Here is a 26,598-nt window from a genome sequence, read left to right as displayed (position 1 = left end):
CCGACAAAGAGTGCCGGTTACACGTGACCCGGCGTGATACGGGTCACTGAGGTGGGGCCGCGCAGGTCACCGAGGCGGGCGGAGCCGAGCACTGTAGGGTCCCGCCAATCCGGAACCCGCCGCGGCCCCCTGGTGATCCACCCGGGGGCTTTTTGCTGTTAGCTTGTTGTTGCAAGCTACTTGCAACAAGCCTGAGGGGACCCTTCATGCCCGTCTACACACTCCCGGAACTGCCCTACGACTACTCCGCGCTCGCCCCCGTGATCAGCCCCGAGATCATCGAGCTGCACCACGACAAGCACCACGCGGCTTACGTGAAGGGCGCCAACGACACGCTGGAGCAGCTGGCGGAGGCGCGGGACAAAGAGTCGTGGGGCTCGATCAACGGGCTGGAGAAGAACCTGGCCTTTCATCTCTCCGGGCACATCCTGCACAGCATCTACTGGCAGAACATGACCGGCGACGGAGGTGGCGAGCCGCTTGCCGCCGACGGTGTGGCAGAGCTCGCGGACGCGATCGCCGAGTCCTTCGGATCCTTCGCCGGCTTCAAGGCGCAGCTGTCCAAGGCCGCCGCGACGACGCAGGGTTCGGGCTGGGGTGTGCTGGCGTACGAGCCGCTGAGCGGGCGGCTGATCGTGGAGCAGGTCTACGACCACCAGGGCAACGTCGGGCAGGGCGCCACGCCGATCCTGGTCTTCGACGCCTGGGAGCACGCCTTCTACCTGCAGTACCGGAACCAGAAGGTCGACTTCATCGAGGCGATGTGGCAGGTCGTCAACTGGCAGGACGTGGCCCGGCGTTACGAGGCCGCGAAGTCCCGCACGGATGTGCTGCTGCTTGCGCCCTGAGGCCCCCGAGCGCCCTGCCTCGTGATCGTCTTCTCACCTTTCACGAACGGCAGGCGGAAAGAAGGAAGCCCCCGCGAGGACGTGACTCGCGGGGGCTTCCCATTGAGGGGAGGGCGTCAGGGCTTGCGGCCCACACCGCCGTGCTGACCGATCGGTGTCGGGTTCTCGGTCTCCGGGCGCCAGAGAGGCACCGAGACGACTCCCGGCTCCACCAGTTCCAGGCCCTCGAAGAACGCCTCGATCTTGTCGACCGGGCGCAGGAAGTACGGGACGGCGCCGGTCTCGTTGTAGGCGTCCTGCGCGTTCTCGTAGTCCGGGTCGGTGCCCCGGGAGCCGTCGTTGATACAGAGGTAGCTGCCGGAGGGCAGGCCGGCCAGCAGGCGGCGGACCAGCTCGCGGGCCTGGTCGTAGTCGGCGACGTGACCGAGGATGCCGCTGAGGATCAGGACCGTGGGACGGGAGAGGTCGAGGGTGCGCGAGGCCGCATCGAGGATCTTCTCCGGCTCGTACAGGCTCATGTCCTCATACGCCGTCACGCCCTCGGGGGTGGAGGTGAGCAGGGCCCGGGCATGGGCCAGGACCAGCGGGTCGTTGTCGACGTAGACGATCTTCGACTCGGGAGCGAGGCGCTGGGCGACCTCATGGGTGTTGTCGACCGTGGGCAGGCCGGTGCCGACATCGAGGAACTGGCGTGCGCCCGCCTCCGTCACCAGATACCGGATGCTGCGGCCCAGGAAGGAGCGGCTGCTGCGCGCGATCGTGACGATGCCGGGGAAGACGGCGGTGTACGCGTCGCCCGCCGCCTCGTCCACGGGGTAGTTGTCCTTGCCGCCCAGCCAGTAGTTCCAGATCCTGGCCGAGTGCGGTACCGAGGTGTCGATCTCCATCATGTGGCCATAGTGCTACGTCAGTTCGGGCTCGCAGGGCACATTGAGGGAGAGAAGTGCGGCGGATCCGTCGGCTTTTACGAGGAGTTCGCTGATCGCGGCGTTGCGCAATCGGGGGAACACTCTGCGGTACTCCCCGGCCGGGATCGACAGCAGCGTGCACAGCACCAGACGCAGGAGCGTGTTGTGCGCGACCACGAGGACGCGCTCGCCCGGGTGGGCGGCGGCGATCCGGCGCAGGGCCGCGGCGCCGCGCTCGGCTGCGGCCGACGGGTCCTCCGCGCGGGGGAACGGGTTCGCCACCGGGTCGGTGCGGAACGCCTCCGCCGCGGCCCGGTTCTCGGCCGCGAACTCCGCGAGCGTACGGCCCTCCAGCACGCCGAAGTCGCATTCACGCAGGCCGGGTTCGCGGTGCGGAGAGAGGCCGAGGGCCCGGCAGGCCGGGTCGGCGGTGGCGACGGCACGGGAGAGGGGCGAGGTCCAGATCGCGTCGACCGGATGGACCGCCGCCCAGCGGCCCAGCGCCTCGGCCTGTGCGCGGCCCGTGTCGGTCAGGGCGATGTCGCTGACTCCGGCGTAACGGTTCTCGGCGTGCCAGACGGTCTGGCCGTGGCGGACCAGGAGGAGGGTAGTGGTGGTGCTCATGCTCCGGCAGTATCCATGGTGAGCGTCATGGTTCGGCCGTATCCATCGTGAGGCGGGCGCGGGCGTGGGCCGCGACCTGCGTCGGCAGCCAGCCGCGGGCTTCCAGTTCGTCGATGAGCCGGGCGTACGGTTCGGCGAAGAGGACCGTGCGGTCGGGGCGGGGGTCGACGAGGGTGCGGATGTGGACCATGCGTTCGGCTGTGTCGGCGAGCGAGGGGCCGCCTCCGGTGCCGTACGCCGCCAGCGCGGCCATGCCCAGGGCCGGTTCCGTCTGTTCCGGTACGCGGGCCGTGCGGCCCAGGACGTCGGCGCGGAGCTGGTTCCAGTACGGGCTGCGGGCGGCGCCCCCGGTGAAGGTGAGGGTGCCGTCGAGCGGGGCGCCCAGGTGGTGCAGGTAGTCCAGGCAGAGGCGCTCGGTGAAGGCGACGCCCTGGAGCAGCGCGGCCCACAGATCGGCGTCGCAGCTGGGTTCGCCGAGGAGGACGGCGGTGGCGTCCGGCGCCAGGAACGGGAAGCGTTCGCCGGGCGACGCCAGCGGGTAGGTCACCGCACCGGACGGTTCGAAGGCCGCCGCCTGTGCGTCCATGGCGGCCGGGTCGGCACCAGAGAACGCGGCGGTGAGCACGCCCGCGCCGACGCTGGACGCCCCGCCGGGCAGCCAGCCCCCGTCCGGCGCACGGTGGTTGTAGACGACGCCGGCCGGGTCCCGGACGGGGTGCGAGGTGGCGCCTTTCAGCACCAGCGTCGTGCCGAGCACCGAGTTCCAGGAGCCCTCGCGCAGCGCGCCGGAGGCGATCTGGGCCGCGCAGCCGTCGGTCATCCCGGCGATGACCGGGGTGCCGGCGGGGATGCCGGTGGCCTCGGCGGCGGCCACGCAGACCTCGCCGAGCCGGGTGCCGGGCGGTACGACGTCCGGCAGCGCCCCGTCCGGCAGGCCGAGGATGTCCGGCCAGGCGTCGCGCCCCACGTCGTACGCCGTCTTCAGCGCATGACTCGAGTCGGCCGGCACCCGCCGACCCACGAGCCGTGCGGTGATCACGTCGGGCTGATGGGTGAGCCGTCCGGGCCCGTACGTCTCCGCCAGCCACCGTGCCTTCGGCAGTGCCCAGGTGTCCTGCACCGACAGCCCCGCCGCCCGGGCCTTGACTCCCTGCTCCCCCGCCCGCCCGTCGTCGTACATCAGGGCCGGGCTGATCGGCTCCCCCGAGATGTCGGTCAGCAGTACCGTCCCGGACGTCCCGCACACCGCGACCCCGCGCACCGACGCGTGCCGGGGCAGCGCGGCCTGGGACGCCGCGCACACCGCGTCCCACCACTCCCCCGGGTCCTGCTCGTGCCGTACGCCGTCACGCCGACCGGTCAGCGGGGCCGTACCCCTGCCCAGGACCGTGCCGTCCGCGGTGACGAGCAGCGCCCGGACGCCCTGCGTCCCCAGGTCGATCCCGAGCCATGACTCCATCGGACCTCCCACACCTGGCCGTGAACTTCTCACTCTGCACCGAGGTTTCCACCTGCGCGAGGGATTGACGCCCCCCTTTCGCCGTTCCACCCTCTGTTAACGAGTCGATTCGACGTGTTGGACCCACGATGAGCAACGCACAGCAGGGGCCCGCGGCCCGCCAGGCCGCCATGGCGGAGCAGGTCCTGGCCGACGGCTCGGCGACCGCCGCCGAGCTGGCCGAGCGCTTCGGGGTCAGCCTGATGACCATCCACCGGGACCTCGACGAACTCGAACGGCAGGGGATCGTACGGAAGTTCAGAGGTGGCGTGACGGCGCAGCCGTCCGGGGTGTTCGAGTCGAACGTGCAGTACCGGCTGAAGACCATGCGGGCGGAGAAGGCCGCGATCGCAGGGCACGCGATGAAGTCGATAGAGCCCGGCATGGCGATCATGCTCGACGACTCCACCTCCACCCTGGAGATAGCCCGCAGACTCCGCCTCGGCGAGGTCACTCCCCTCACGGTCGTCACCAACTTCCTGGAGGCGATCAACCTCCTCTCCGACCAGCGCGGCATCCACCTGATGGCCCTCGGCGGCGACTACGATCCGCTGCACTCCTCCTTCCTCGGCGTGTCCTGCGTGGAGGCGGTGCAGTCGCTCCGCGTCGACGTCTGCTTCGCGTCCACGTCGGCCGTGCACGGGGGTTACGCCTACCACCAGGAGCAGCACATCGTGTCCGTGAAGCGGGCGATGCTCGACTCGGCCGCGCGGAACGTCCTGCTGATCGACCACACCAAGCTCGCCCGGGTCGCCCTGCACCGGGTCGCCCCGCTCTCCCGCTTCGATCTGCTCCTCGTCGACGACGGGGCGTCGGCCGAGGCGCTGCGGGACCTGGACGAGCACAAGGTCCGTTACGAGGTCTGCGCGACGCCGACGTCATGACGCCGAGACGGGAGACGCACTGCGATGAACGGAACGCTACGGGTCCTCGCCGCCGGGGATCACTTCGTACTGCCGTCGCTGATCACGTCGGCGGTGGGCCAGGAACTACGCGACCACCAGTGCGACGTGGACGTAAGGGAGTTGACCCTCGGCTGGCCCCTGGAACCCTTCGGCCCGGTAGCCGAGGTGACGGAGGCGAGCGACGCGGAAGACGAACTGATCGAGGCCCTGTCGGACGACCGCGAGGTGCTGGTGACACAGATGGCCCCGGTCACCGAACGCGTCCTCGACGCCTCCCCCTCCCTCCGCCTGGTCGTCGTCTGCCGCGGCGGCCCGGTCAACGTCAACCTGGAAGCGGCCAAATCCCGTGACGTACGGGTGTGTTTCTCACCCGGCCGCAACGCCGCCGCCACCGCCGAGTTCACCGTCGCCCTGATGCTGGCCGCCCTGCGTCGTATCCCGCAGGCCCATGACCTCCTTGCCCGGCAAGGGAGTTGGCAGGGGGCGACCTATTACACGTACGAGCACAGCGGCCTGGAACTGGAGGACCTGCCCGTCGGGCTCGTCGGCTACGGAGCGGTCGGCAGCCGGGTGGCCCGCGTCCTGTGCGCCTTCGGCGCCAGGGTCATGGTCTACGACCCCTACGTCCACGGTGAGATCCACGGACTGCGGCTGTCGTCCCTGGACGAGCTGCTCACCCGCTCCCAGGTGATCACCCTCCACGCCCGCCTCACCCCCGAGACCCGCGGCCTCATCGGCGCCCGCGAACTGGCGCTCCTCCCGCCCGGCGCGGTCGTAGTGAACGCGGCCCGCGGCCCCCTCCTGGACGAGGACGCCCTCTGCGACGCGCTGGAGAGCGGACACCTGTCGGCGGCGGCCCTGGACACGTACGAACGGGAGCCACTCCCCGCCGACTCGCGCCTGCTGGGCCTCACCGAACGCGTCGTACTGACCCCGCACTTGGGCGGAGCGAGCCGGGCGACAGCAGAGAAGGCGGCGTCCATAGCAGCCGGCGAGGTAGGACGCTGGGCACGTGGAGAACCCCTGGCCCACAGCTTGCGGTAAGGGCCCACCAACGCGCACCGTCCCCACGCGCCGGCCGGGAGGGAGCCGCAGGGGGCGCGCCGGTGTCGAGACGGCATGGGGGCACCTCCCGCTCGAGCGAAGCCGAGAGTGGGGGAGCGCGGAGGCGCGAAGCGTCGAGCACGATCGCCGTCTCGACACCGGCAGTGAGCGCCCCCGGAGGCGACCGACCCAGAAATTCAGCACGGAAGAGAAAAAGGAGGATGGTGACGCCGTGTACATCGGGATGGATGTAGGCACGTCCATGGTGAAGGCCGCAGCTTTCGACTCCACAGGCCGTCAACTCGCCGTAGAAGCACGCCCCGTACGCCTCTCCCTGCACAGCGGTCACGTCGAGCAGGACATGGACGAGGTATACACAGCGGTGATCACCGTGCTCGGCGCACTGACCGCCCGCTTGCCGCACGAACCCATCGAACTGGCAGGCCTCACCGGCCAGGGCGACGGAGTATGGCTCATCGACGACTCAGGACGCCCCATCCGCCCCGCCGCCTCCTGGATGGACGGCCGCGCGCATGAACTGCTCGACCGGTGGCAGGCGGACGGCACCTTCGAGACGGTGTTCCGGCGCACCGGCAACGCGATGTTCCCCGGCTGTCCGGGCCCGCTGCTCGCCTGGCTGGACGCGCACGAGCCGAAGTCACTCGACGCCGCGAAGGCGACCGTGTACTGCAAGGACATGGTGTTCCAGCGGCTGACGGGAGCAGCACGCGCCACGACGGACGTGTCGGACGCGTCGATGCCGTTCCTGGACCCGAGGTCGCGGTCGTACGACAACCGGGTCGTGGAACTGCTCGGTCTCACCCACCGCCGGGGCCTGCTCGCCCCCATCAGCGACCCAGTGGCCACGGCTGAGGCACGCGGCGAGGGGCTGCCGGCCGGGACTCCGCTCGCGAACGGCCCGTACGACCTCCCCGCCAGCGCGCTCGGCGCCGGCGTCACCTCCCCGGGCGACGGTCTGCTGATCGTGGGCACATGCCTCGCCGCCCTCGTCGCGACGACCGACCTGGACCTGACCGGTGAGCCGGCCGGGCTGTACATCTCCACCGACCGGCCCGGCCACTGGCTGCGTGCGATGCCGGCGATGGTCGGGACGGCGGCGCTGGACTGGGTGCTGTCGACGACGGGCGTCGCCCATGAGGAGGTGGACTCCCTGCTGACCGACACGCCGCCCGGTGCGCACGGCGTCCGCGTCCTGCCGTACTTCGCTCCCTCGGGCGAGCGCGCGCCCTTCGTCGAGCCCGGGCTGCGCGCCGAACTCACCGGCGTCAGCCTGGAGTCGACCCGTGGCGACCTGGTCCGGGCGACCTGTGAGGGTATCGGCTATGCCGCCCGGCACTGTCTGGAGGCGGCGGGCCTGACGGGGTCGCTCGCGGTGTGCGGGGGCGGGACCCGCAGCCATGCCTGGATGCGGCTGCTCGCCGATGTGCTGGGCCGGCCGCTGCGGGTGGTCGAGGGCGAGGTGGGGGCGCGGGGCGCGGTGCTGGCGGCGGCCGAGCGGTACGGGGTCGCGCTGGACGAGGGGGTGTGGACGAAGCCGACGGAGGTCGTCGAGCCGGACGCGGGGCGGGCCGCGTACTACGCGCAGGGGTATCGGGACCACCTGGTCCGGCTGGCGCAGGCGCGGGCCGCGGCCGGCACCGCGGGGCGGACCGCCTGATGTTCAAACGGTGCCCGAACTGCGGCGGCGGCCCGCTCCAGGAGTTCCGCGAGCTCAACGACGCGGAGAAGGAGATCGTCCGGCAGCAGAAGAAGGAGTTTCCGCCGGAGGCCTACATCCGGTGCGCCCGCGACGGCTGCAGACGCTTCCAGCGGAAACTCAAGTGGGACGACGGGGGCAACTTCCCCGAGTGATCCCTACAGACCTACAAGGCTTACAGGTTGCTGAAGTCCGGCCCCTTCGTCCGCGTGCGCTTGATCTCGTAGAAGCCGGGGACCGAGGCCACGGCGAGGGTGCCGTCCCAGAGGCGGGCGGCGTCCTCGCCCTTGGGGGCGGGGGTGACGACCGGGCCGAAGAAGGCGATCTGGTTGCCGTCGGCGCCGGGCACGGCGATGACGGGGGTGCCGACGTCCTGGCCGACCTTGTCGATGCCCTCCTTGTGGGAGGCGCGCAGCTCGGCGTCGAACTCGAAGTCCTCCTGGTCGAAGTAGTCGATCAGGTCGGCGGGCAGGCCGGTGTCGGCGAGGGCGCCGACGACGGCCTCGCGGGTCGGGCCCTCGCCCTGGTTGTGGATGCGCGTGCCGAGCGCGGTGTACAACGGGCCGAGGATCTCGGAGCCGTGCTTCTGCCAGGCCGCGGTCACCACCCGGATCGGCTGCCAGGCCTTGGTCTCCAGCAGCTCGCGGTACTCCTCGGGCAGCTCGTCCACCTTCGGCTCGTTCAGCACGGCCAGGCTCATGATGTGCCAGCGGACCTCGATGTCCCGGACCTTCTCCACCTCCAGCACCCAGCGAGAGGTCATCCAGGCCCAGGGGCACAGCGGGTCGAACCAGAAATCGACGGGGGTCTTCTCCGACATGTCTCTCCTCATGAGGCGGGCAGGTCTCCGCGGAACCTCTGGGGGAACGTTCCTGCTCGCCCGGCCATTCCCTGATGCCGCCGGTCAGGGCCACATGGCAGGATCAGGGCTGTCCGCATGCTGAACACACCCCGAGGGAGTGCCGCCCGTGCCCGGTGAGAATCTGTCCCGCGACGAGGCCCGGGAGCGGGCCGCCCTGCTGTCCGTCGACGGGTACGACGTGTCCCTCGACGTGCGCTCCGCCGTCGGTGGCGGCGACGGCGAGGACGGGGCGCCGCGCACCTTCCGTTCGGTCACCACGATCCGCTTCCGCTGCGCCGAGCCCGGCGCGACCAGCTTCGCGGACCTGATCGCGCCGAGCGTGACGGCCCTCTCCCTCAACGGCAAGGACCTCGACCCGAGCGAGGTCTTCGACGGGACGCGGATCACCCTGGAGGACCTCGCCGCCGACAACGAACTCGTCGTCGACGCCCAGTGCGCCTACTCCCGCACCGGCGAGGGCCTGCACCGCTTCGTCGACCCCGAGGACGGCGAGGTCTACCTCTACACGCAGTACGAGCCGGCCGACTCCCGCCGCGTTTTCGCCAATTTCGAGCAGCCGGACCTCAAGGCCCCGTTCCGCTTCGAGGTGCGGGCGCCCGAGGAGTGGACGGTGTGGAGCAACGGCGTCGGTGAACTCGCGGACGGGGTCTGGCGGTTCGCGGAGACGAAGCCGATCTCGACGTACATCACGTGTGTGGTGGCGGGCCCGTACCACTACGTCACGGACTCCTACTCCCGTACGTTCACCGACGGTACGACGCTGGACATCCCTCTCGGCGCCCTGTGCCGCAAGGGGCTCGCCCCCTACTTCGACGCCGACGACGTGTTCCTGGTGACCAAGCAGGGCCTGGACTTCTTCCACGACCACTTCGACTACCCGTACCCCTTCGGGAAGTACGACCAGGCGTTCGTGCCCGAGTACAACCTCGGCGCGATGGAGAACCCGGGACTGGTCACCTTCCGCGAGGAGTTCATCTTCCGGGGCAAGGTGACGCGGGCGTCGTACGAGGGCCGCGCGAACGTCGTACTGCACGAGATGGCGCACATGTGGTTCGGCGACCTGGTCACCATGGAGTGGTGGGACGACCTGTGGCTGAAGGAGTCGTTCGCCGACTTCATGGGCGCCTTCGCCCTGGTGGGCGCGACCCGCTTCCAGGACGGCTGGATCACCTTCGCCAACCGCCGCAAGGCGTGGGCGTACCGCGCGGACCAGCTCCCCTCCACGCACCCCGTCACGGCAGACATCCGTGATCTGCAGGACGCGAAGCTGAACTTCGACGGCATCACGTACGCGAAGGGGGCTTCGGTCCTGAAGCAACTCGTCGCCTACGTCGGTCAGGACGCGTTCCTGGAGGGCGCGCGGCGCTACTTCAAGCGGAACGCGTACGGCAACACGCGCCTCGGTGATCTGCTGTCGGTGCTGGAGGAGACCAGCGGACGCGACATGGCGACGTGGGCGCGGTCCTGGCTGCAGACGGCCGGCGTGAACTCGCTGACTCCGCAGGTGCTGCTGGACGCCGAGGGCCGGATCGACGAGCTGGCGGTGCTGCAGGAAGCCGCCGAGTCGCACCCGGAGCTGCGGCCGCACCGGGTGGCGGTGGGGCTGTACCGGCGTTCCGAAGGCGGGGCGCTGGAGCGGTACGCGCGTGCCGAGGTGGACGTCGACGGGCCGCGTACGGTCGTGGCGGAGCTGGTGGGTGCTCAGGCGCCGGAGCTGGTCCTGGTCAACGACGACGACCTGACGTACTGCAAGATCCGCTTCGACGACACTTCGCTGGCCACGCTGAAGGACGGTCTCGGCGGGATGACCGATCCGCTGGCGCGGGCCCTGTGCTGGTCGGCGCTGTGGAATCTCACCCGGGACGCGCTGCTGCCGGCGCGGGACTTCATCGGGCTCGTGCTGCGGTTCGCGGGGCGTGAGTCGGACATCGGGGTGCTCCAGGTGCTGCACGCCTGGGCGAACTCGGCGCTGGTGCACTATGTGGCGCCGGGGTGGCGGCCGGTCGGCGAACGGCTGCTGGCCGAGGGCGCGTTGCGTGAGCTGCGGGGTGCCGAGCCGGGCAGTGAGCACCAGCTGGCGTGGGCGCGGTTCTTCGCGACGGTGGCGGCGGCCGAGGGCGATCTGAAGCTGCTGAAGGGGCTGCTGGAGGGCACGGAGACGATCGAGGGCCTGGCGGTGGACCAGGAGCTGCGGTGGGCGTTCCTGGAACCCCTCGCCGCGCACGGGGTCGCCGACGAGTCGGTGCTCGCCGCCGAACTGGCCCGCGACGACACCGCGTCCGGCAAGCGGCACCAGGTCCGCTGTCTCGCCGCGCGTCCCTCGGCCGCGGTCAAGGCGCAGGCGTGGGCGCAGGTCGTCGAGTCCGACGCGCTGTCCAACGCGCTGGTCGAGGCGACGATCGCGGGGTTCGCGCAGTCGTCGCAACGGGAGTTGATCGCGCCGTACGCGGAGAAGTACTTCGCGGCCATCGAGCGGGTGTGGTCCGAGCGGTCGATCCAGATCGGGATGGACGTGGTGCGGGGGCTGTTCCCGGGGTTGCAGGACTCCGAGGAGACCCTGGCGGCCACGGATGTCTGGCTGTCGGCGCACGAGACGGCTGCACCGGCCCTGCGGCGGCTGGTGCTGGAGGCGCGGGACGATCTGGCGCGGGGGCTGCGGGGGCAGGCGTGCGATGCGCTGGCCGAGGGCGCGTAAAGCTCCGGATGACCCTTGGCCAACGATCACGGCCTCCGTGACCGTTACGGAATTCAGGCAATAGCAGCCGTAACCCCTGGTCCAACCCGAACGGACCAGGGGTTTTCCGTGCCTACTCGGCATCCGAACACCCGTCCTTTAGTGCCAGGTTGTCCGCTTTTGTCGACGGACGTGTAACAACGGTTAAAGGGCGGATCGGACGCGGGAACCTCCGGGTCATGAACCACAACACCCCGCTCTCCCCCCGCCCCCTCCGCCACCTCTCCGAGGTGCACCGCCGCGTCATGACCGCGGCCCAGCTCCGCTCGCACGGCGTGTCCGCGGCCGACGCGAACGACCAGTGCCGGCCCGGCGGCCCCTGGCAGCAGATCCTGCCGGGCGTCTTCCTGCTCCACCCGGGCCCGCCGACCGGCGAGGAGCGGCTGCACGCGGTCCTGATGTACGCGGCACGCGAGTCGTCCCCCGGCGTGCCGGCCCAGCCCGGCGCGGACGACCCGCACCGACCCGTGTACGCGGAGGCCATGATCACGGGCCTCGCGGCGCTGGCCCTCCACGGTTTCGCCTCCGCTCCCCCGCTGCTGTCCCTGGAGAAGCTCGACATCCTGGTCCCCCGGCTGCGCCGGCTGCGCTCCACGGGACCGGCCCGGATCGTCCGTACGGCGGCCCTGCCCACCCCGCAGCAGGTCACCGGCGTGCCCGTGGCCCCCGTCCCCCGCGCCCTCGCCGACGCGGTCTCCGGCCTCGCGGACGCCGGCGCCGTACGCCGCCTCCTCACCGAAGCCGTGCGCGGCGGCCACTGCGAACCGGCTTCCGTGGTCCGGGAGTTGAACAACGCCAAGCTGCTGAGCCGACCGCACGTCGTCGACGCGGTGGACTCCCTGCTGGCCGAGGGCCGCGCGATCGCGGAGGACCGGCTGTACCGCATGGTCCGCGAGTTCGGCCTGCCCGACCCGGTGTGGAACGTCGACCTGCGGCTACCCGGTGGGCCCCACCTCGGCGGCCTGGACGCGTACTGGCCCGAGCAGGCGGTCGCCGTGGAACTGGACACCCGGGCTCCCCGGCAGGACGAGGACGCCCTGTGGTCCGAATACGCCCGCAAGCGCGAGCACCTGGAGCGCCTCGGCATCACCGTCGTCCACATCACACCGAAGAAGCTCCGGGACTCGATGGAACAGCAGGCCACGGTCGTCCGTACGGCCCTGATGGCGTCGGCGGACCGCGATCCGGCCGCGTATGTCGTGGTGCTGCCCCGGTAACGACGGACCGGGACCGGCATCAGGAGGGGAGAGGAGGGGCACCGGGCCCGACGCCCGGGGCCCCTCCTCATGCGCATGTGGCCCCTAGCGACCGAGGCCCTCGACCGCCACCGTGGCCGCCTTGGCGATCAGCGCGTCGTCTCGCTCGGCGTCCTTCTTGCCGCGGGTGGACAGGACCGTCACGACGATGGGGTTGCCGCCGTCGTCGGGCCAGACCACGGCGATGTCGTTGCGGCCGCCGTATCCGGCGGTGCCGCTCTTGTCGGCGACGTCCCAGGCCTTGGGGACGCCGGCCCTGATGAGGGTGCGGCCGGTCATGTTGGTGGTCATCCACTGCCTGAGGAGCAGGCGTTCGTCGCTTTTCAGGGCGTCGCCGAGGAGGAAGGCGCGCAGGCTTCCCGCCATCGCGCGGGCTGTGCTGGTGTCGCGGATGTCGCCCGGAGTGCCCTCGCTCATCTCCGTCTCGTAGCGGTCCATCTCGGTGACGTCGTCGCCGAACTCCTCCAGCACCTTCTCCAGGCCGTCGGGACCGCCGAGTTCGTCGAGGAGCAGGTTGACGGCCGTGTTGTCGCTGTACCAGAGGGTCGCGGCGCACAGCCCCCGCAGGGTCATGCCGGTGTCGACGAAGTTCTCGGAGACGGGCGAGTTCTCGACGAGGTCGTCGCGGGAGTACGTGACCACCTTGTCGATGCCGTCCGTGCCGTACTTCCGCAGGATCGCGCCTGCCGCCAGCGCCTTGAACGTGGAGGCGTACGCGAACCGGTCGTCCGCGCGGTAGCCGACCGAGCGGCCCGTGCCGGTGTCCAGGGCGTAGACGCCGAGCCGTGCGTCGAACTCCCGCTCCAGGGAACGGAATGCGGGGCCGGTGGGTTGCTTCGTGGCTGCCGCCGGTGACTCTGATCTCGCCGCACCGGCGGACGAGCCGGTCCCGGACGCGGATTCCTGGCCGCATGCCGGAAGCACGGCGAGGGCGAGCAGTCCGGCCGCCGCCCAGGCGGCGCCTCGGCGGATGCGAAGCGGATACGTCATGGATGAACCTCCAGGCCGTCGAAGGACAGGTGGGCGGTGTGGGCCCCGGGGAACCCCCTGGACCGCGACCAACTCTCCGGCCCGCGGGGGGCCGAGGTCCAAGACGCGGACGTTCGACTCCATGCTGTTTTGGCATAGTGGAGCGCGTGGATCTTGTCGCGGCATGCCGGGCGTTCGTCAGTGTGAGCGAGCACGGCAGCTTCACGGTGGGCGCCGCGGCGGCCCGTACGGCCCAGTCCGTGGTGAGCCGTCGCGTCGCCGCGCTGGAACAACGCCTGGGCGAGCGGCTGCTCGACCGGTCCTCGCGAGCGGTGACGCTGACGCCCTTCGGCCGGGACATGCTGCCGACGGCGAGGCAACTCGTGCTGCTCGCCGACCGGTTCGAGTACGAGGCGGAGGCGGCCCGCCGGCGGCCGCTGCGGCTCGCCGTGCCCGCCGTCTGCCCGACCGGCGCCCTCGCCCGGCTCATCGCCGACGCACACGAGCAGGGCGTCCTCCTCGACCCGTTTCCTGCCGGTCCGGCCGAGCGGGCCGACCTCGTGAGCTCCCGGCAGGTGCGCGCGGCGCTTCTCGCGGTGGCGCCCGCCGAGGCGGCCTGGACGGTGCCGCTGGGGCTGGCGGTCGCGGACGAGCCCGGCGGCGGGGCGATCTACCTGGACACCCTGCGCCCCGGCCGGGCCGACCGCGACCGGCGGCCCCGGCGTGTGTGGCTCCAGCCGGAGGACGATGTGCCGCACGTCCGGGACCGGCTCACCCGGCTGCGCGACGCCGTGGGGCTGCGCCCGGCCCAGCTGGCCGTCGCACCGGCCGTGGCCGCCGCCGCGGCGGACGTGCTCAGCCACGGCGACGCCCTGCTGTGCTCGGCCCCGCAGGCCCGCGAACTCCGCCTCCACTGGCGGCCCGTCGGCGAGCTGGGCCCCGGCTTCGCCCGCGGTTTCTCGCTCGCGGTGGCGGACGAGACGGACGTCGATGCCGGGCGCATACGCCAGACCTGCGCGCCCGCCATCGCCCGGTGCCTCGGCGCCACGGAGAGCGCGGAGGGGGCCGTATGACCACCGGTACCGAGAGACTGCTCGGGGAGCTGCGACGGGCGCTGCGCGACGGCGGGCTGTACGGCTCGCTCCTCACCGGGCTCATACGCCAGGCGTACGCGCCCGGCATCGCCCCGTGCCTCGGCGCCACGGAGAGCGCGGAGGGGGCCGTATGACCACCGGTACCGAGAGACTGCTCGGGGAGCTGCGACGGGCGCTGCGCGACGGCGGACTGTACGGCTCGCCCCTCACCGGGCTCATACGCCAGGCGTACGCGCCCGGCATCGCCCCGTGCCTCGGCGCCACGGAGAGCGCGGAGGCGGCCGTATGACCACCGGTACCGAGAGACTGCTCGGGGAGCTGCGACGGGCGCTGCGCGACGGCGGGCTGTACGGCTCCTTTCTCGTCCGGGATCTGGAGACGGGCGACGAGATCGGGATCGACCCCGACACCGAGTTGCCGGCCGCGTCCCTCGTGAAGATCCCGCTCGCCCTGGCGACGCTGGAGCGCATCCGGCGTGGCGAACTCGACGGCGCCCAGGTGATCGAGGTGGCGCCCGGGCGGGTCACCACCCCCGGTCCGACCGGCCTGAGCCGGTTCCGGCACGCCGCCCACATCGCCGTGGAGGACCTGCTCTACCTCAGCACCTGCATCAGCGACAGCAACGCCGCCGACGCCCTCTTCGCCCTCACGCCTCCTGCCCAAGTCGGCGCGGTTCTGCACGAGTTCGGGCTGCGCGGCATCGCCGTCCGGCACACCATGGGGGAGCTGATGGACACCCCGGTGGAGCGTTTCGACCCCGCGGACGTCCACCTCGCGCATGCCCTCGCGATCGACGCCGGCACGCCGGGGCGCGGCCACCGGGTGCCGCAACTCGACATCTCGCGCGCGAACACCGGAACGGCACGGGCCTTCGTCGACCTCCTCCAGGCCCTGTGGACCGAGGGCGCCGAGCGCCCGGCGATCCACCCCGAGGTCGCCGCACAGGTACGCGGCTTCCTGGCCAACAACCTCCTGCGCAACCGCCTCGCCCCGGACTTCGAGTCCGACGCCTCCACCTGGTCCTCCAAGACCGGCACGCTGCTCAATCTGCGCCACGAGGTCGGCGTCGTCGAGCATGCCGACGGCCAGACCTACGCGATAGCCGCCCTGACCGAGTCACAGGTCGCCGCCGGCCGGCAGCCGGGCGCCGACGCCCTCATGGGCCAGGTCGCCCGGCGCCTGCGCGACGAACTCCGTTCGAGGTGGGTCTAGAGGCCAGGAGGCCACGGCGACCCCGTCACTTGGCGCAGTACTCCCCCTCGAGCACCGCGGCCGCGTCCCCGGTCCAGTCCCCGTTGAAGTTGAAGGCGAGGGAGTGGCGGCCGTCGGCGGTCGTGACGGCCACCGAGGAGGAGCCGTGGATGCCGCCTTCGTGGCCCCAGACGTGGACGCCGCAGCTGAGCTCGACGTCCATCAGGCCGAGGCCGTAGCGGATGTCGTTCGTGTCGGGGTCCGTCACCGTGGTCTTCATCTCCTTCAGCTGCTCGGCCGGGAGCAGCCTGCCCTGCATCAGGGCGCGGTAGAAGCGGTTCAGGTCCGCCGAGCCGGAGATCATCCCGCCCGCGGCCCCGGCTCCGGAGGGGTTCAGCACCGTCACGTCGTACGTCGGTCCCGTCGCGTCCTCCGCCAGCTTGGAGTAGGCACGGCTGCTGGGCTGCGGGACCGTGGCCCGGGTGCCGGGGACGGAGGTGGCGGTGAGACGCAGGGGCTCGATGATGCGCCGGCGCACCTCGTCGCCGTACGAGTGTCCCGTGGCCTTCTCGATCACCATGCCCGCGACGATGTAGTTGGTGTTCGAGTAGCTGTAGGAGGTGCCGGGCGCGAACTCCGGCTTGTGCCGTACAGCGATCGACACCAGCTGCCGGGGCGTCAGGGTGTCGTAGCGGTGCTTGAAGAAGCCGTCCGCGAGGAAGTACTTGCGGATGAAGTCGTCGTCCGAGGTGTAGCTGTAATTGCCGCTGGTGTGGTTGAGGAGCTGCCGGAGGGTGATCCGCGCGCCGTCGTGGCCGTTGCCCTCGACCACGCCCGGCAGCCACTGCTCCACTCTGTCGTCCAGGGACAGCCTGCCCTCGGCCTCCAGTTGGAAGCACCGTGGCCACGAAGGTCTTGGTGATGCTGCCGACGCGGTAGCGGTCGTGCTCCGAACGCGGCTGGTCCGTCTTGATGTTGCCGACGCCGGCCGTCGTGGACCAGCTGCCGCGGCCGTCCTTCGCGGTCGCCGTGACACCGGGGACACCGGCGTCGACGGCGGCCTCGATCGCCTTGCGGGTGGCGTCGTGATGGCTGCCCTTGTCGGCGGCCACGGCGGGTCCCGCGAGTGCCACGGCCGACAGCGCGACTGCCGTCGCCGCCGCCAGGGTCATCCGTACGGTCATGTCTTCCCCCACTTGTCGTACGCCCTTGAGCTCGGTCGCGGGGAAGGACCCGGCGTCCGGGGGGAAGGTTGCCGCGCCGTGGGGAGGTTGAGCGGCTTTCAGCCCTTCTGGTCAGGCGGCCAGCTGTCGCTGCACTGCCTGGGCGTCGATCAGGTAGTTCATCTCGTAGAAGCGCCCGTCACGAACCTTGTGGAAGGCGTACTCGGCATACTCGACGGTGGTGCCGGTGGGGGGCACGCCGAACCACTCCTTCGCGGGCGTGCCCTTGTTGAACAGACGGGCCGCCACTCGATCACCGTCGATGGCGAGGTCCTTGACCCGCCAGGTGAAGTCGGGGACCGCGTCGACATGGCCCTTCTGGGCCGCGATGACGTCGTCCCGCTTGACCGGGGAGCCGTTCATGACGACCTCGTCGTGGACGAACTCGGTCATGCGGTCGAACTCATGCGCGTTGAGCGCGTCGATGTAGCGCTGGAAGAAGTCGCGCAGTTCGGCGTCAGACATGATTGCCTCTCAGTCTCTCGGAATCGTCAGATCTGGTTCAGCCCGCCGTCGACGTAGAGATTGGCGCCGTAGACGAAGCTGCTGTCCGGCGAGGCGAGGAAGGTCACGGCGGCGGCGATCTCGTCCGGGTCGGCGACCCGCTTGGGGGGCAGGCCGGCCGCGACCGCCTTCAGCATCTCCTCGGCGCGATCACCGAAAGCCGCGTCCCACAACGGGGTGTTCACCGGGCCCGGCGAGATCGTGTTGACCCGGACACCCCGGCTGCCGAGCTCGTCGGCCCAGGCGCGGGCGTAGGCCCGCACGGCCGCCTTCGACGCTCCGTAGGCGCTCATGCCCGCGGCGCCCGACTCGGCGGCGGTGGAGGCGGTGAGGATCACCGAGGCGCCCTCGTTGAGCAGCGGGAGGGCCTTCTGCACGGTGAAGAAGGTGCCCTTGACGTTGATGTCGAAGACCGCGTCATGGATGTCCTCGGTGAGCTCGTCCAAGGTCGCGATGTGGTTGATGGCCGCGTTGGCGAACAGCACGTCCAGGCCCTGACCGCGCTCCCGCACCCTCTCGTACAGGCGGTCCACATCGGCACCGACGCTGACGTCACCGGGCACCGCGGTGGCGTTGCCGATGGCGGCGACGGCCTTCTCCAGCTCGGTTTCGCGCCGGCCGGTGATGAACACGTGCGCGCCCTCGGCGGCGAACCTCTTCGCAGTCGCCAGGCCGATCCCGGTGCCGCCGCCGGTGACGACCGCGGTCTTGCCCTCAAGCTGCCCCATGAATATGACCTCCACAAATTTCGGTACCGATCGATACCGAATGCGACCGTAACACCTTCCGCACCGACCAGTACAGAAGAGGTACGATCGCTCGCATGGAGAAGCGGCAGAAGGCACCGATCGGCCGACCGAGGGGTTTCGACGCCGACGCGGCCCTCGAACAGGCCATGCGGGTCTTCTGGGAACAGGGCTACGAAGGCGCCAGCCTCACCGACCTGACCAACGCCATGGGCATCACCCGCACCAGCATGTACGCGGCCTTCGGCAACAAGGAGGAGCTGTTCCGCAAGGCCCTGGAGCGCTACACCGAGGGCCCCGCCTCGTACGGGGCGCGGGCCCTGCGGGAGCCGACCGCCCGCCAGGTGGCCACCGCGTTCCTCAACGGCTCCGTGCGGGCCACCACCCGCCCCAGCTGCCCCACCGGATGCCTGGGCGTCCAAGGGTCCCTCGCCGCCGGCGACCCGGGACGCGGCGCCCGCGACGCCCTCGTCACCTGGCGCAACGAGCACACCGCTCTCCTGCGCGACCGGTTCCAGCGAGCCGTCGACGAGGGAGACCTGCCCCCCGGCACCGACCCCGGACTGCTCGCCCGCCACCTCATGACCGTGGCCAACGGCATCGCCGTCCAGGCCGCCGGCGGCATCACCCGCGACGAACTCCAGCAGGTGGCCGACATGACGCTGCAAAGCTGGCCACCGGCCACGAACCCGGCACAGCTCCCGTGATGCCCGTGGTGCGGGCCCGGCGCTTCAGCGCCCGGTAGCTCACCCCTTCTTCAGCACCAGCTCGGTGTTCCGGTCGCCCGCCTCCCCCGCCAGCTTCGTACTGGCGCCCGGGGCGTTGAAGGAGAGTTCGCGGTAGAGGGCGGCCAGGCCGGTCTGGGAGAGGTCGGCGAAGTCGGTGCGGTGCGGGGCGGCGGACTCGATGAGGGTGGTGAAGAGCGACAGCGTGCCGTCCTTGTTGTCCACCACCTCGATGATGCGGGCGAGTTGGGGGAAGTCCACGTGGGAGGCGGTGGAGATCTCCCAGAAGGAGTGGCCGCCGGAGCCGGTGCGCGGGGTGATGACGTTCCGGTGGATGTGGCCGTTCACCCAGGCGAGCACGTTGGTGTTGCGGCCGAGCACGGCGAGGACGTCCTCGCCGCCGTGCCGGCGGTCGTTCGGGCGCGCGGGGTCGGGGCGCAGGTTGGTCATCGTGCCGCTGGTGTGGTGGCTGAAGATGATCGCGTACGAGTGCTTGTTCTGCTTCAGCGTCCGGTCCAGCCACTTCAACTGGGATGCTCCGATGGACCCGTTGTAGTGGCCGCCCGCGTCGGTGGTGTCCAGGCTGATGCCGATGACGTCGTCGGAGATGCGGAAGCTGTAGTACTGGGTGCCCGCCTCGACGTTCGCCGCGGAATAGCCGTGCCCGACCGGGCCCACACCCTTGTACGCCGGGTCCAGGTGGGCCTTGACGTACTCGGCGGCGGTGAACGGGGCGCGGCTGTCGTCCGGGGTGACCGAGCGCAGATCGCGGGAGTGCGCCTTCAGCAGGTCGCGGAACCAGGTGCCCTTGGGGTCCGTGTCGCCCTTGAGCGTGTCCTGGAGCTTCTTCGCCTCGGACGCCGACAGGCTCATCAGCTTCTTGCCGCCGACGGCGAACTCGGCGAGATAGGAGTCGCCGTGGCCGTAGGTGCCGAGCGGCATGGCGTCGTGGTTGCCGACGGTGGAGTACCAGGGGATGGTCAGTCCCGGGCTGTTCATCTCGCGGATCGCGGCGGCCAGGAAGCCGTCCAGGTGCGGGAAACCGAGCTGTTTGTCGGCGTCGCGGGTCGTGGAGTCCGGCTGCCAGTACTGCTTGAGGCCGCTGTTCTGGACGCCCTCATAGCGGCGCGGATCCCCGGTGTTGGGGGTGACCCGGCCGCCGCTCATGATCGTCAGGAACCACTCCAGCTCGGACTTGGCGTTGTTGTCCGTGTTGTCGCCGGTGGTCATGGCGAAGTGGAGCGGGGAGCCGGTGACGGGGGCTCCCCGCAGCGCGTTGACCCGCTCCACCAGCGAGATGGCGCCCGGCACGGTCAGCGCCTCCTGCGGCCGCCAGGCGTGCACGTCCGTCGAGCGGAGGAACTCCAGACGCAGCGGGTGCTGGCTGTCGATCAGATGCAGATCGGTGAGCTGCACGAACGCGGCGAGCGCGGTACGGCGGCCCGCGCGGCCCGACTTGGGGGCGGCCAGGTCGCTGCGGACGACGCGCTGCCAGCCGGGGCCGTCGCCGAGGCGCCGGTAGCCGGAGGAGGTGCGGGGGGCGGCGACGCCGGCGAGTGTGGTGCCGCGCGTGTAGGGCACGAGGGGTGCGGTGGCGGCCTCGCGGGCGGTGACGACCGGGGCTTCCTTGGCGATGGCGGTGCTCGCGGTGGCGGCCTGGCTGTCGGTGGGCCGCAGGGCGTAGCCGACGCCGGCGGACAGGGACACCGCCCCGGTGGCGGCGAGCAGCGTACGACGGTGGACCCCCAGCGCGGAGCTGGCGACAGAGCGTATCCGCGACATGCGCGTGTCTCCCCGAGTGCGAACGCGTCGACAGTGGTCGCGGGCCGCCGCTCTCGCGAACTTCCCGCTCGTACTGGATCGTTGGCAGCAGGGATGACCTGCGCGTAAACAAGACCACAACGCGCAACGCCGATCACCGTACGTCGATCTTGGACTACCCTGCGCGTACGCGACCGCTCCGCGAACGTGCGGGATGCGGTCACTCAGCGTTCATCTTCGGGGGTACTGAAGCAAAGCCTCCGCGGAATTCCGGTGTGCTGGCTGCGGGTCCGTCGTGGCTGGTCGCGCAGTCCCCGCGCCCCTTACGGGGCGCGGTACCGCACCGTCGGCAGCGCCCCGAAGGGGCGCGGGGAACTGCGCGACCAGCCCCCACCGGCCCGCAGGTCCATCACCGCAACGTTAATCGGCGGAGGCGGGATTGGCGGGCGAGTATTCGGGCTCGGCCCAGCGCAGTGGCAGCGCCTCCGGCGTCTCGACCGACTCCGTCACCGTGAAGCGGACCGTGCGCGTGCCGTCGGTGGTGAACTCCGTGTGCGCCTCGCCGGTGAGCTGAAGAACCGTGCCCGTCGTCCAGTCCAGGAACAGCAGGCCCGCGCGCGGGTCGGCCACCAGGTTGCCCAGGGTGAGGAACATGGAGTTGCCCGGGTAGTCGCGCCAGCTCAGTCGGGTGGGGGAATCGACGTGCACGAAGCCGGGGTTGCCGCCTCGATGGCTGACGTCGGCTCCGTTCTCGTGGACGGTGGCGAGGAAGAAGGTGTCTGCCGACTCGATGAACTCGGCCTGGTCGGCGGTCAGTTCGGGGCCGAGTCGGGAAGCGCCCGGCCTGCGGCCGTCGACGACTTCGTACGCCTCCCTCTTCTGGAGGTACTTCGGGCAGTTGGCGAACACCCGCTCGGCCTCGACCGCGAAGCCCCGGGGTGTGGGGCGGAGCCGGCCGTCCAGGCGCATGCGGCGGCGGGTGCGGGGGTCGAGGGCGAGGGTGCCGACGGGGGTGCCGGGGGTGGTGAGGGCGGCGGGGGCGAGGGGGTCGGCGGGGTGGGTCGCGGCGGTGACCGAGATCTGGCGTGGTCCCGTGGTCCGTACGAAGCCGGGGGTTCCGGCGAGCGCCGAGGCCCATACCCTCCCGGTCGCCGGGTCGGCCGCACCCAGCATCAGCAGCGGCTGGAGTTCGAGGAAGGCGGCGGCCACCGGTTTGATGCCCTCGCCGACGGACCGGCCGACGTGGTCGGCGAGATCACGGACGCCGACGCGGTCCTGCACGGCGCGCGAGCCCTCGTGATAGACGCCCATGACTAGAAGAAGCCGCAGGTCGGTGCCGACGAGTTCGGGGCGGGGGCGCCTTCCGCGCCGCTCGGCACCGAGATCTCCAGGCGGGTGCCGTCGGGGTCGTGGAAGAAGATGCCACCGGAGCCCGCGCCCTCACTGTGGGCCACGACACCGTCGTACGCGAAGTCCACGCCGTACGCCCGCAGGGCCGTCTCGTACTCCCTGACCTGCTCGATCGAGTCCGCTTCGAGGGCGAGGTGATGCAGGCCCGCCCGCTCGCTGTCGTACGGCTGCTGCGCCTGCTGCCAGAGGGTGAGGACGAGCTGTCCGTCCGCGCCCAGGAACGCGTACCGCCGGTCGTCCTCCTTGCCCTCCGCGATCAGGCCGAAGCGCAGGACGTCCCGGTAGAAGGCGAGCGAGCGGTCGAGGTCGGTGACGTTCAGGCCGAGGTGGCCGGTGCGCAAGGTCATGGCTGTCCCCTTCAGTAGATCTGAGATCTAACCCCTGACATTGAGATTAGAGGTTAGGTTCGGGCACGTCAACCGTTCACGTACTCTTGAGCGGTTAGCAGAGAAGGGAGCCCTCCACATGTCCGCCGACCCCCGTCCGCTCACCGGCGAACCGCTCTCCCTCGACCTGCTCAACACGCGATGGATGCAGGAGGGCGCCGTGCAGGACCTGCTGACCGACACCGACGGGCTCGCGGTGTGGCTCGCGGCGAACCAGCTCGACGTCAATGCCGATGCCGATGCCGCGACGCTCCGGCACGTCCTCCAGGCGCGCGACGCGCTGGCCGCGGTGGTCGACGGATCGCTCGCCGAAGGTGCCGCGGCCGTCGACGCCGTGCTCGCGCACGGGCGGATCCGGGCGACGCTCAGCGCCGAAGGCCCCGGAGAGCTGCCCGAGTTCCGCGACGGCTCCTGGAGGCCCGCCTGGCTCGCCGCGCGCGACTACCTGGAGCTGCTGGCCACCGCGCCGGACCGGATCCGGCGCTGCGCCCACGGCGCCTGCGTCCTGCACTTCTTCGACACGTCACGGAACGGCACCCGGCGCTGGTGCTCGATGGCGACCTGCGGCAACCGGGCGAAGGCGTCCCGGCATTACGCGCGGTCGAAGGATGCCTGACAGGCAGCAGCCCGAAGGGTGGCGGCCTGAACGGGTGGGCGGCTTTGCCCCGTTCGCGAGGTATACCCGTAAAGGCCATCGCGGGTTTTCCCCATACATGCATATCGTTTCGGTCAACACTCCCCAAACATCTGCCCCTTGCGTAAAGCTGTGCGGTCGTCCGGGGTCGCATTCCGGACCAACGTGACCGAGCTTGACCGGCCCGGTCGCGACACGCTCGTTCCTTTACCTGCAAGGGATGCCGATGACCCTCACACCCCAGCGCGATCCGATATCGGGTGCAAGACATGTGGCCCGCATAGCCGTGGCCGCGGGTCTCGTCGCCGCACTCTCCGCGGCCGGGCCGATACCCATGGCCATGTCCGCCGACCAGGCCGCGCCCGCGGCCGACCCCAGCGTCAAGTCCGCCCACGACAAGCTCGGTTCGGACGACGCCGATCTGCTCGCCGAGGCGAAGGCCGGCGGCGCCAAGACGGTCACGATGATGGTGGCCACGGCCCCCGGCAAGACCGAGCAGGTCGCCGAGCAGCTCGACGCGGTCAAGGGCGGCCTGGTGGGCCGTACGTACGACAAGCTCGGCTACGTCCGCGCCACCGTCCCCACCGCGAAGGCGGACTCGGCCATCGCCGCCGCCACGAAGCTGTCCTCCGTGCACGGCATCGACCTGCGCGAGGAGATACCCCTCGACGACCCGACGCCGAGCGCGCACACCACCAAGAGCGCGAAGGCCACGGGCAGTTACCCGGCCCCCGGCAAGAAGACCCCCGCCGAGAACCCGTACAACCCGTCCTTCGAGACGGGCGCCGTCGACTTCGTGGCGAAGAACCCGAAGTCGGACGGCCGCGGTATCACCATCGGCATCCTGGACTCGGGCGTGGACCTCGCCCACCCGGCGCTGCGGAAGACCACCACCGGCGAGCGCAAGATCGTCGACTGGGTCACGGCGACCGACCCGGTCGTGGACGCCGACCGCACCTGGCGCCCGATGGTCACCTCGGTGTCCGGGCCGACCTTCACCTTCGGCGGCAAGACCTGGACGGCGCCCGCGGGCTCGTACCGGATCAGCACGTTCCTGGAGTCGTACACCACCGGCGGCGACGCGGCGGGCGACGCGAACCGGGACGGCGACAAGACCGACTCATGGGGCGTCCTCTACGACGCCGCGGCCGGCACGGTCCGCGTCGACCTGAACAACAACTACGACTTCGGTGACGACACCCCGATGAAGCCGTACAAGAACGGCTTCCAGATCGGGTACTTCGGCACCGACAACCCGAAGACCGATGTCGCCGAACGCCAGCCGTTCGTCATCGAGATCCGCAAGGACGTCGTCTACAACGAGGCCGGCGCGAAGGCCGACTTCGTCAACATCGGCGTCATCGAGTCCGAGCACGGCACGCACGTCGCCGGTATCACCGCCGCCAACGGCCTGTTCGGCGGCCGGATGGACGGCGCCGCTCCCGGCGCGAAGCTCGTCTCGTCCCGTGCCTGCACCTGGTCCGGCGGCTGCACCAACGTCGCGCTCACCGAGGGCATGATCGACCTCGTCACCAAGCGCGGCGTCGACATCGTCAACATGTCGATCGGCGGCCTGCCCGCGCTCAACGACGGCAACAACGCGCGCGCCGAGCTGTACACGCGCCTCATCGACGAGTACGGCGTGCAGCTGGTGATCTCCGCGGGCAACTCCGGCCCCGGCACGAACACCATCGGCGACCCCTCCCTGGCCGACAAGGTCATCTCGGTCGGCGCGACGATCTCCAAGAAGACGTGGGCCGCCAACTACGGCTCCGCGGTGCAGAAGTCGTACGCGATGATGCCGTTCTCCTCCCGCGGCCCGCGTGAGGACGGCGGCTTCGCGCCGACGCTCTCCGCGCCCGGTGCCGCGATCAACACCATCCAGACCTGGCTGCCGGGCGCCCCGGTCGCCGAGGCGGGCTACTCGCTGCCGGCCGGCTACGGCATGCTCCAGGGCACCTCGATGGCGTCCCCGCAGGCGGCGGGCGCGAGCGCGCTGCTGCTGAGTGCCGCCAAGCAGAAGGGCATCGCCCTCACCCCGGCGAAGCTGCGCACCGCCCTGAACTCGACCGCCGACCACATCTCCGGTGTGCAGGCGTACGAGGAGGGCGCGGGCCTGATCGACATCGTGGACGCCTGGGACGCCATCAAGGACGGCGCCACCGCCCACGACTACACCGTCAAGGCCCCGGTCGACACCGCGATCGACTTCGCGCTGAAGACGCCGGGCTTCGGCACCGGCCTGTACGACCGTGAGGGCGGCCTCAAGGCCGGCCAGAAGAAGACGTACGACGTCACGATCACCCGTACCTCCGGCGCGGACCGCGCGCTGCGGCACGAGCTGGACTTCGAGAACAACGCGGGCGGCACCTTCAAGATCGTCGGCTCCGACGTCGTCAAGCTGCCGCTGAACCAGCCGGTGACCGTCAAGGTCCAGGCCACGCCCAAGAGCGCGGGCATCAAGAGCGCGATCCTCGAGATCGACGACCCGCGCACCGAGGGCGTCGACAAGCAGGCCATGAGCACCGTCGTGGTCTCCGCGCCGCTGAAGTACAGCTATTCCGCCTCCGGTTCGGTGCAGCGCAACAGCAGCAAGTCCTACTTCGTGACCGTGCCCGAGGGCGCGAAGGCGCTGGAGGTCGCGATCGGCGGGCTGAAGGGCAAGAGCCAGACCCGGTTCATCGCCATTCACCCGTACGGCGTTCCGGTCGACCCGACGTCGACGATCAACTGCTACCCGAACTACACCAACCCGGACAGCGCTCCCTGCCGCCCCGACGTGCGCTCGTACGCCGATCCGCAGGCCGGCGTCTGGGAGATCGAGGTCGAGACGCGCCGTACGTCGCCGCTGCTCGACAACCCGTACAAGCTGAACGTCGCCGTCTACGGCGCTGACTTCGACCCCGAGGTCGTGACCGTGCCCGAGGCCAAGGTCGGCACCCCGGTCGAGGCGTCCTGGAAGGCGACCAACAAGTTCGCCGCCCTGGACGGCAAGCTGGCCGGCGGCCCGCTCGGCTCGTCGAAGTCGGCCCGCCCGACCATCGCCAACGGCGTGACCCAGACCAGCACGGTCGTGGTGCCCGAGGGCGCCACGTCGCTGGACGTCGCCATCGGCAACGTCTCCGACACGTCGGCCGACCTGGACCTGGTGGTCCTGGACGCCGCCGGCGACGAGGTCGGCAGCTCGGCCGACGGTGACTCGGAGGAGTCCGTCTCGGTGCCGAAACCGGCCGCCGGTACGTACACCGTCCAGGTCATCGGCTACTCGGTGCCGGCCGGTTCGACGGCGTACGACTACCAGGACGTGTTCTTCTCCACCGTCCTCGGCAGCGTCACCGTCGACGACGCGCCGGTGAAGCTCGGTACGGGCGCCTCGGCGACCGTCTCCGCAAGCGTCACCGCCGCTGCGCCCGCTCCGGAGGGCCGTGAGTTCTTCGGCCAGGTCCAGCTGGTCAACGCGCGCGGCACGGTCGCGGGCGTGGGCAGCGTGAAGATCGAGAAGGTCACGCCGTAGTCGTTACGGCTGCTGGGGCGGGCGTCCGAAAGGGCGCCCGCCCCT

At 70.7% G+C, this 26,598-nt stretch carries 24 protein-coding genes and 1 pseudogene; 14 read left to right on the top strand and 11 right to left on the bottom strand.

The genetic code is table 11. From position 1 onward, the window contains the following. Nucleotides 1-206 precede the first annotated feature (206 nt). Nucleotides 207-848, top strand: coding sequence for a superoxide dismutase (locus tag OG828_RS32365; RefSeq protein WP_328440659.1), 642 nt, complete (start codon nt 207-209; stop codon nt 846-848). A gap of 116 nt (nt 849-964) precedes the next feature. Here OG828_RS32365 and OG828_RS32360 read toward each other — a convergent pair whose 3' ends face one another. The 3 genes from OG828_RS32360 to OG828_RS32350 are packed head-to-tail and all read right to left on the bottom strand — an operon-like array spanning nt 965 to nt 3,839. Next, complete coding sequence (locus OG828_RS32360) at nt 965-1,738, bottom strand: SAM-dependent methyltransferase (RefSeq protein WP_328503144.1); 774 nt, start codon at nt 1,736-1,738, stop codon at nt 965-967. Between the two features lie 12 nt (nt 1,739-1,750). Then, nucleotides 1,751-2,380 (bottom strand): histidine phosphatase family protein, encoded by a 630-nt coding sequence (locus OG828_RS32355; protein WP_328503143.1) that lies wholly within the window; start codon nt 2,378-2,380, stop codon nt 1,751-1,753. 25 nt (nt 2,381-2,405) lie between these two features. Then, nucleotides 2,406-3,839 (bottom strand): FGGY-family carbohydrate kinase, encoded by a 1,434-nt coding sequence (locus OG828_RS32350; protein WP_328503142.1) that lies wholly within the window; start codon nt 3,837-3,839, stop codon nt 2,406-2,408. 128 nt (nt 3,840-3,967) lie between these two features. On the opposite strand from OG828_RS32350, the gene OG828_RS32345 reads away from it, so the two are divergent. The 4 genes from OG828_RS32345 (at nt 3,968) to OG828_RS32330 (ending at nt 7,699) form a co-directional block, all read left to right on the top strand. After that, a complete protein-coding gene (locus OG828_RS32345) occupies nt 3,968-4,762 on the top strand; it encodes a DeoR/GlpR family DNA-binding transcription regulator (protein ID WP_328364459.1) in 795 nt (264 codons plus the stop codon). Nucleotides 4,763-4,786: 24 nt separating this feature from the next. Continuing rightward, entirely contained in the window at nt 4,787-5,827 is a 1,041-nt protein-coding gene (locus tag OG828_RS32340; RefSeq protein WP_328503141.1) for a 2-hydroxyacid dehydrogenase, read from the top strand. A 232-nt stretch (nt 5,828-6,059) separates the two neighbouring features. Next, nucleotides 6,060-7,505 (top strand): FGGY-family carbohydrate kinase, encoded by a 1,446-nt coding sequence (locus tag OG828_RS32335; RefSeq protein ID WP_328503140.1) that lies wholly within the window; start codon nt 6,060-6,062, stop codon nt 7,503-7,505. Then, nucleotides 7,505-7,699: a hypothetical protein gene (locus OG828_RS32330; RefSeq protein WP_328364453.1), complete on the top strand. Its 195-nt coding sequence runs from the start codon at nt 7,505-7,507 to the stop codon at nt 7,697-7,699. Before OG828_RS32335 ends, OG828_RS32330 begins: the two co-directional genes overlap by 1 nt. Nucleotides 7,700-7,719: 20 nt before the next feature. Here the strand turns inward: OG828_RS32330 and OG828_RS32325 are convergent, their stop codons facing one another. Continuing rightward, nucleotides 7,720-8,364, bottom strand: a complete 645-nt coding sequence (locus OG828_RS32325) for a mycothiol-dependent nitroreductase Rv2466c family protein (protein WP_328364451.1) — start codon at nt 8,362-8,364, stop codon at nt 7,720-7,722. A gap of 148 nt (nt 8,365-8,512) precedes the next feature. Between OG828_RS32325 and pepN the strand changes: the two genes are divergently transcribed. Together pepN and OG828_RS32315 are read left to right on the top strand one after the other, a co-directional pair. Next, complete coding sequence (pepN, locus tag OG828_RS32320; RefSeq protein ID WP_328503139.1) at nt 8,513-11,101, top strand: aminopeptidase N; 2,589 nt, start codon at nt 8,513-8,515, stop codon at nt 11,099-11,101. 218 nt (nt 11,102-11,319) lie between these two features. Beyond that, nucleotides 11,320-12,357 carry a hypothetical protein gene (locus OG828_RS32315; protein ID WP_210577608.1) on the top strand — a complete coding sequence of 346 codons (1,038 nt, stop codon included), beginning with the start codon at nt 11,320-11,322 and terminating at the stop codon, nt 12,355-12,357. A gap of 84 nt (nt 12,358-12,441) precedes the next feature. Here the strand turns inward: OG828_RS32315 and bla are convergent, their stop codons facing one another. Next, complete coding sequence (bla, locus tag OG828_RS32310; RefSeq protein ID WP_328503138.1) at nt 12,442-13,386, bottom strand: class A beta-lactamase; 945 nt, start codon at nt 13,384-13,386, stop codon at nt 12,442-12,444. 146 nt (nt 13,387-13,532) lie between these two features. On the opposite strand from bla, the gene OG828_RS32305 reads away from it, so the two are divergent. Genes OG828_RS32305 through OG828_RS32290 form a run of 4 tightly spaced genes read left to right on the top strand, consistent with a single transcriptional unit; the run spans nt 13,533 to nt 15,671 of the window. After that, entirely contained in the window at nt 13,533-14,438 is a 906-nt protein-coding gene (locus OG828_RS32305; protein ID WP_328503137.1) for a LysR family transcriptional regulator, read from the top strand. After that, nucleotides 14,435-14,593 (top strand): hypothetical protein, encoded by a 159-nt coding sequence (locus tag OG828_RS32300; RefSeq protein ID WP_328503136.1) that lies wholly within the window; start codon nt 14,435-14,437, stop codon nt 14,591-14,593. The genes OG828_RS32305 and OG828_RS32300 overlap by 4 nt, the downstream gene beginning before the upstream one ends. Further along, the gene (locus OG828_RS32295; protein ID WP_328503135.1) at nt 14,590-14,748 is read left to right on the top strand and encodes a hypothetical protein; all 159 of its coding nucleotides are present in this window, start codon (nt 14,590-14,592) and stop codon (nt 14,746-14,748) included. The genes OG828_RS32300 and OG828_RS32295 overlap by 4 nt, the downstream gene beginning before the upstream one ends. Continuing rightward, a complete protein-coding gene (locus tag OG828_RS32290; RefSeq protein WP_328503134.1) occupies nt 14,745-15,671 on the top strand; it encodes a serine hydrolase in 927 nt (308 codons plus the stop codon). Before OG828_RS32295 ends, OG828_RS32290 begins: the two co-directional genes overlap by 4 nt. Nucleotides 15,672-15,696: 25 nt before the next feature. On the opposite strand, the pseudogene OG828_RS32285 reads toward OG828_RS32290, so the two are convergent. The 3 genes and pseudogenes from OG828_RS32285 to OG828_RS32275 all read right to left on the bottom strand — a co-directional run bounded on the left by OG828_RS32285 (nt 15,697) and on the right by OG828_RS32275 (nt 18,105). After that, nucleotides 15,697-16,834 (bottom strand): annotated as a pseudogene (locus tag OG828_RS32285) (serine hydrolase domain-containing protein). A gap of 111 nt (nt 16,835-16,945) precedes the next feature. Next, the gene (locus OG828_RS32280; protein WP_328364431.1) at nt 16,946-17,338 is read right to left on the bottom strand and encodes an ester cyclase; all 393 of its coding nucleotides are present in this window, start codon (nt 17,336-17,338) and stop codon (nt 16,946-16,948) included. Nucleotides 17,339-17,364: 26 nt separating this feature from the next. After that, nucleotides 17,365-18,105: an SDR family NAD(P)-dependent oxidoreductase gene (locus tag OG828_RS32275; RefSeq protein ID WP_328503133.1), complete on the bottom strand. Its 741-nt coding sequence runs from the start codon at nt 18,103-18,105 to the stop codon at nt 17,365-17,367. A 95-nt stretch (nt 18,106-18,200) separates the two neighbouring features. On the opposite strand from OG828_RS32275, the gene OG828_RS32270 reads away from it, so the two are divergent. Beyond that, nucleotides 18,201-18,830 (top strand): TetR/AcrR family transcriptional regulator, encoded by a 630-nt coding sequence (locus OG828_RS32270; RefSeq protein WP_328503132.1) that lies wholly within the window; start codon nt 18,201-18,203, stop codon nt 18,828-18,830. 39 nt (nt 18,831-18,869) lie between these two features. Here the strand turns inward: OG828_RS32270 and OG828_RS32265 are convergent, their stop codons facing one another. From OG828_RS32265 to OG828_RS32255, 3 genes are all read right to left on the bottom strand, one after another. After that, nucleotides 18,870-20,630 (bottom strand): TIGR03767 family metallophosphoesterase, encoded by a 1,761-nt coding sequence (locus OG828_RS32265; RefSeq protein ID WP_328503131.1) that lies wholly within the window; start codon nt 20,628-20,630, stop codon nt 18,870-18,872. A gap of 399 nt (nt 20,631-21,029) precedes the next feature. Beyond that, entirely contained in the window at nt 21,030-21,920 is an 891-nt protein-coding gene (locus OG828_RS32260; protein WP_328503130.1) for a pyridoxamine 5'-phosphate oxidase family protein, read from the bottom strand. Nucleotides 21,921-21,922: 2 nt separating this feature from the next. After that, nucleotides 21,923-22,366, bottom strand: coding sequence for a VOC family protein (locus tag OG828_RS32255; RefSeq protein WP_328440645.1), 444 nt, complete (start codon nt 22,364-22,366; stop codon nt 21,923-21,925). A 118-nt stretch (nt 22,367-22,484) separates the two neighbouring features. On the opposite strand from OG828_RS32255, the gene OG828_RS32250 reads away from it, so the two are divergent. Both OG828_RS32250 and OG828_RS32245 read left to right on the top strand, forming a co-directional pair. Beyond that, on the top strand, nt 22,485-23,021 hold the full coding sequence (locus OG828_RS32250; RefSeq protein WP_328503129.1) for a CGNR zinc finger domain-containing protein: 537 nt from the start codon (nt 22,485-22,487) through the stop codon (nt 23,019-23,021). Nucleotides 23,022-23,265: 244 nt separating this feature from the next. Beyond that, nucleotides 23,266-26,553: a S8 family serine peptidase gene (locus OG828_RS32245; protein ID WP_328503128.1), complete on the top strand. Its 3,288-nt coding sequence runs from the start codon at nt 23,266-23,268 to the stop codon at nt 26,551-26,553. Nucleotides 26,554-26,598 lie beyond the last annotated feature (45 nt).

It is taken from the genome of Streptomyces sp. NBC_00457, from assembly GCF_036014015.1.
Classification (GTDB): Bacteria; Actinomycetota; Actinomycetes; order Streptomycetales; family Streptomycetaceae; genus Streptomyces.
The sequence above is the reverse complement of the archived record's forward strand: the minus strand, read 5'-3'. Positions and strand labels throughout refer to the sequence as shown.

Coding starts and splice junctions, on each gene's coding strand:
- OG828_RS32365 (WP_328440659.1), top strand. CDS start 207: ATGCCCGTCTACACACTCCCGGAACTGCCCTACGACTACTCCGCGCTC.
- OG828_RS32360 (WP_328503144.1), bottom strand. CDS start 1,738: ATGATGGAGATCGACACCTCGGTACCGCACTCGGCCAGGATCTGGAAC.
- OG828_RS32355 (WP_328503143.1), bottom strand. CDS start 2,380: ATGAGCACCACCACTACCCTCCTCCTGGTCCGCCACGGCCAGACCGTC.
- OG828_RS32350 (WP_328503142.1), bottom strand. CDS start 3,839: ATGGAGTCATGGCTCGGGATCGACCTGGGGACGCAGGGCGTCCGGGCG.
- OG828_RS32345 (WP_328364459.1), top strand. CDS start 3,968: ATGAGCAACGCACAGCAGGGGCCCGCGGCCCGCCAGGCCGCCATGGCG.
- OG828_RS32340 (WP_328503141.1), top strand. CDS start 4,787: ATGAACGGAACGCTACGGGTCCTCGCCGCCGGGGATCACTTCGTACTG.
- OG828_RS32330 (WP_328364453.1), top strand. CDS start 7,505: ATGTTCAAACGGTGCCCGAACTGCGGCGGCGGCCCGCTCCAGGAGTTC.
- OG828_RS32325 (WP_328364451.1), bottom strand. CDS start 8,364: ATGTCGGAGAAGACCCCCGTCGATTTCTGGTTCGACCCGCTGTGCCCC.
- OG828_RS32315 (WP_210577608.1), top strand. CDS start 11,320: ATGAACCACAACACCCCGCTCTCCCCCCGCCCCCTCCGCCACCTCTCC.
- bla (WP_328503138.1), bottom strand. CDS start 13,386: ATGACGTATCCGCTTCGCATCCGCCGAGGCGCCGCCTGGGCGGCGGCC.
- OG828_RS32300 (WP_328503136.1), top strand. CDS start 14,435: ATGACCACCGGTACCGAGAGACTGCTCGGGGAGCTGCGACGGGCGCTG.
- OG828_RS32295 (WP_328503135.1), top strand. CDS start 14,590: ATGACCACCGGTACCGAGAGACTGCTCGGGGAGCTGCGACGGGCGCTG.
- OG828_RS32290 (WP_328503134.1), top strand. CDS start 14,745: ATGACCACCGGTACCGAGAGACTGCTCGGGGAGCTGCGACGGGCGCTG.
- OG828_RS32280 (WP_328364431.1), bottom strand. CDS start 17,338: ATGTCTGACGCCGAACTGCGCGACTTCTTCCAGCGCTACATCGACGCG.
- OG828_RS32275 (WP_328503133.1), bottom strand. CDS start 18,105: ATGGGGCAGCTTGAGGGCAAGACCGCGGTCGTCACCGGCGGCGGCACC.
- OG828_RS32270 (WP_328503132.1), top strand. CDS start 18,201: ATGGAGAAGCGGCAGAAGGCACCGATCGGCCGACCGAGGGGTTTCGAC.
- OG828_RS32265 (WP_328503131.1), bottom strand. CDS start 20,630: ATGTCGCGGATACGCTCTGTCGCCAGCTCCGCGCTGGGGGTCCACCGT.
- OG828_RS32260 (WP_328503130.1), bottom strand. CDS start 21,920: ATGGGCGTCTATCACGAGGGCTCGCGCGCCGTGCAGGACCGCGTCGGC.
- OG828_RS32255 (WP_328440645.1), bottom strand. CDS start 22,366: ATGACCTTGCGCACCGGCCACCTCGGCCTGAACGTCACCGACCTCGAC.
- OG828_RS32250 (WP_328503129.1), top strand. CDS start 22,485: ATGTCCGCCGACCCCCGTCCGCTCACCGGCGAACCGCTCTCCCTCGAC.
- OG828_RS32245 (WP_328503128.1), top strand. CDS start 23,266: ATGACCCTCACACCCCAGCGCGATCCGATATCGGGTGCAAGACATGTG.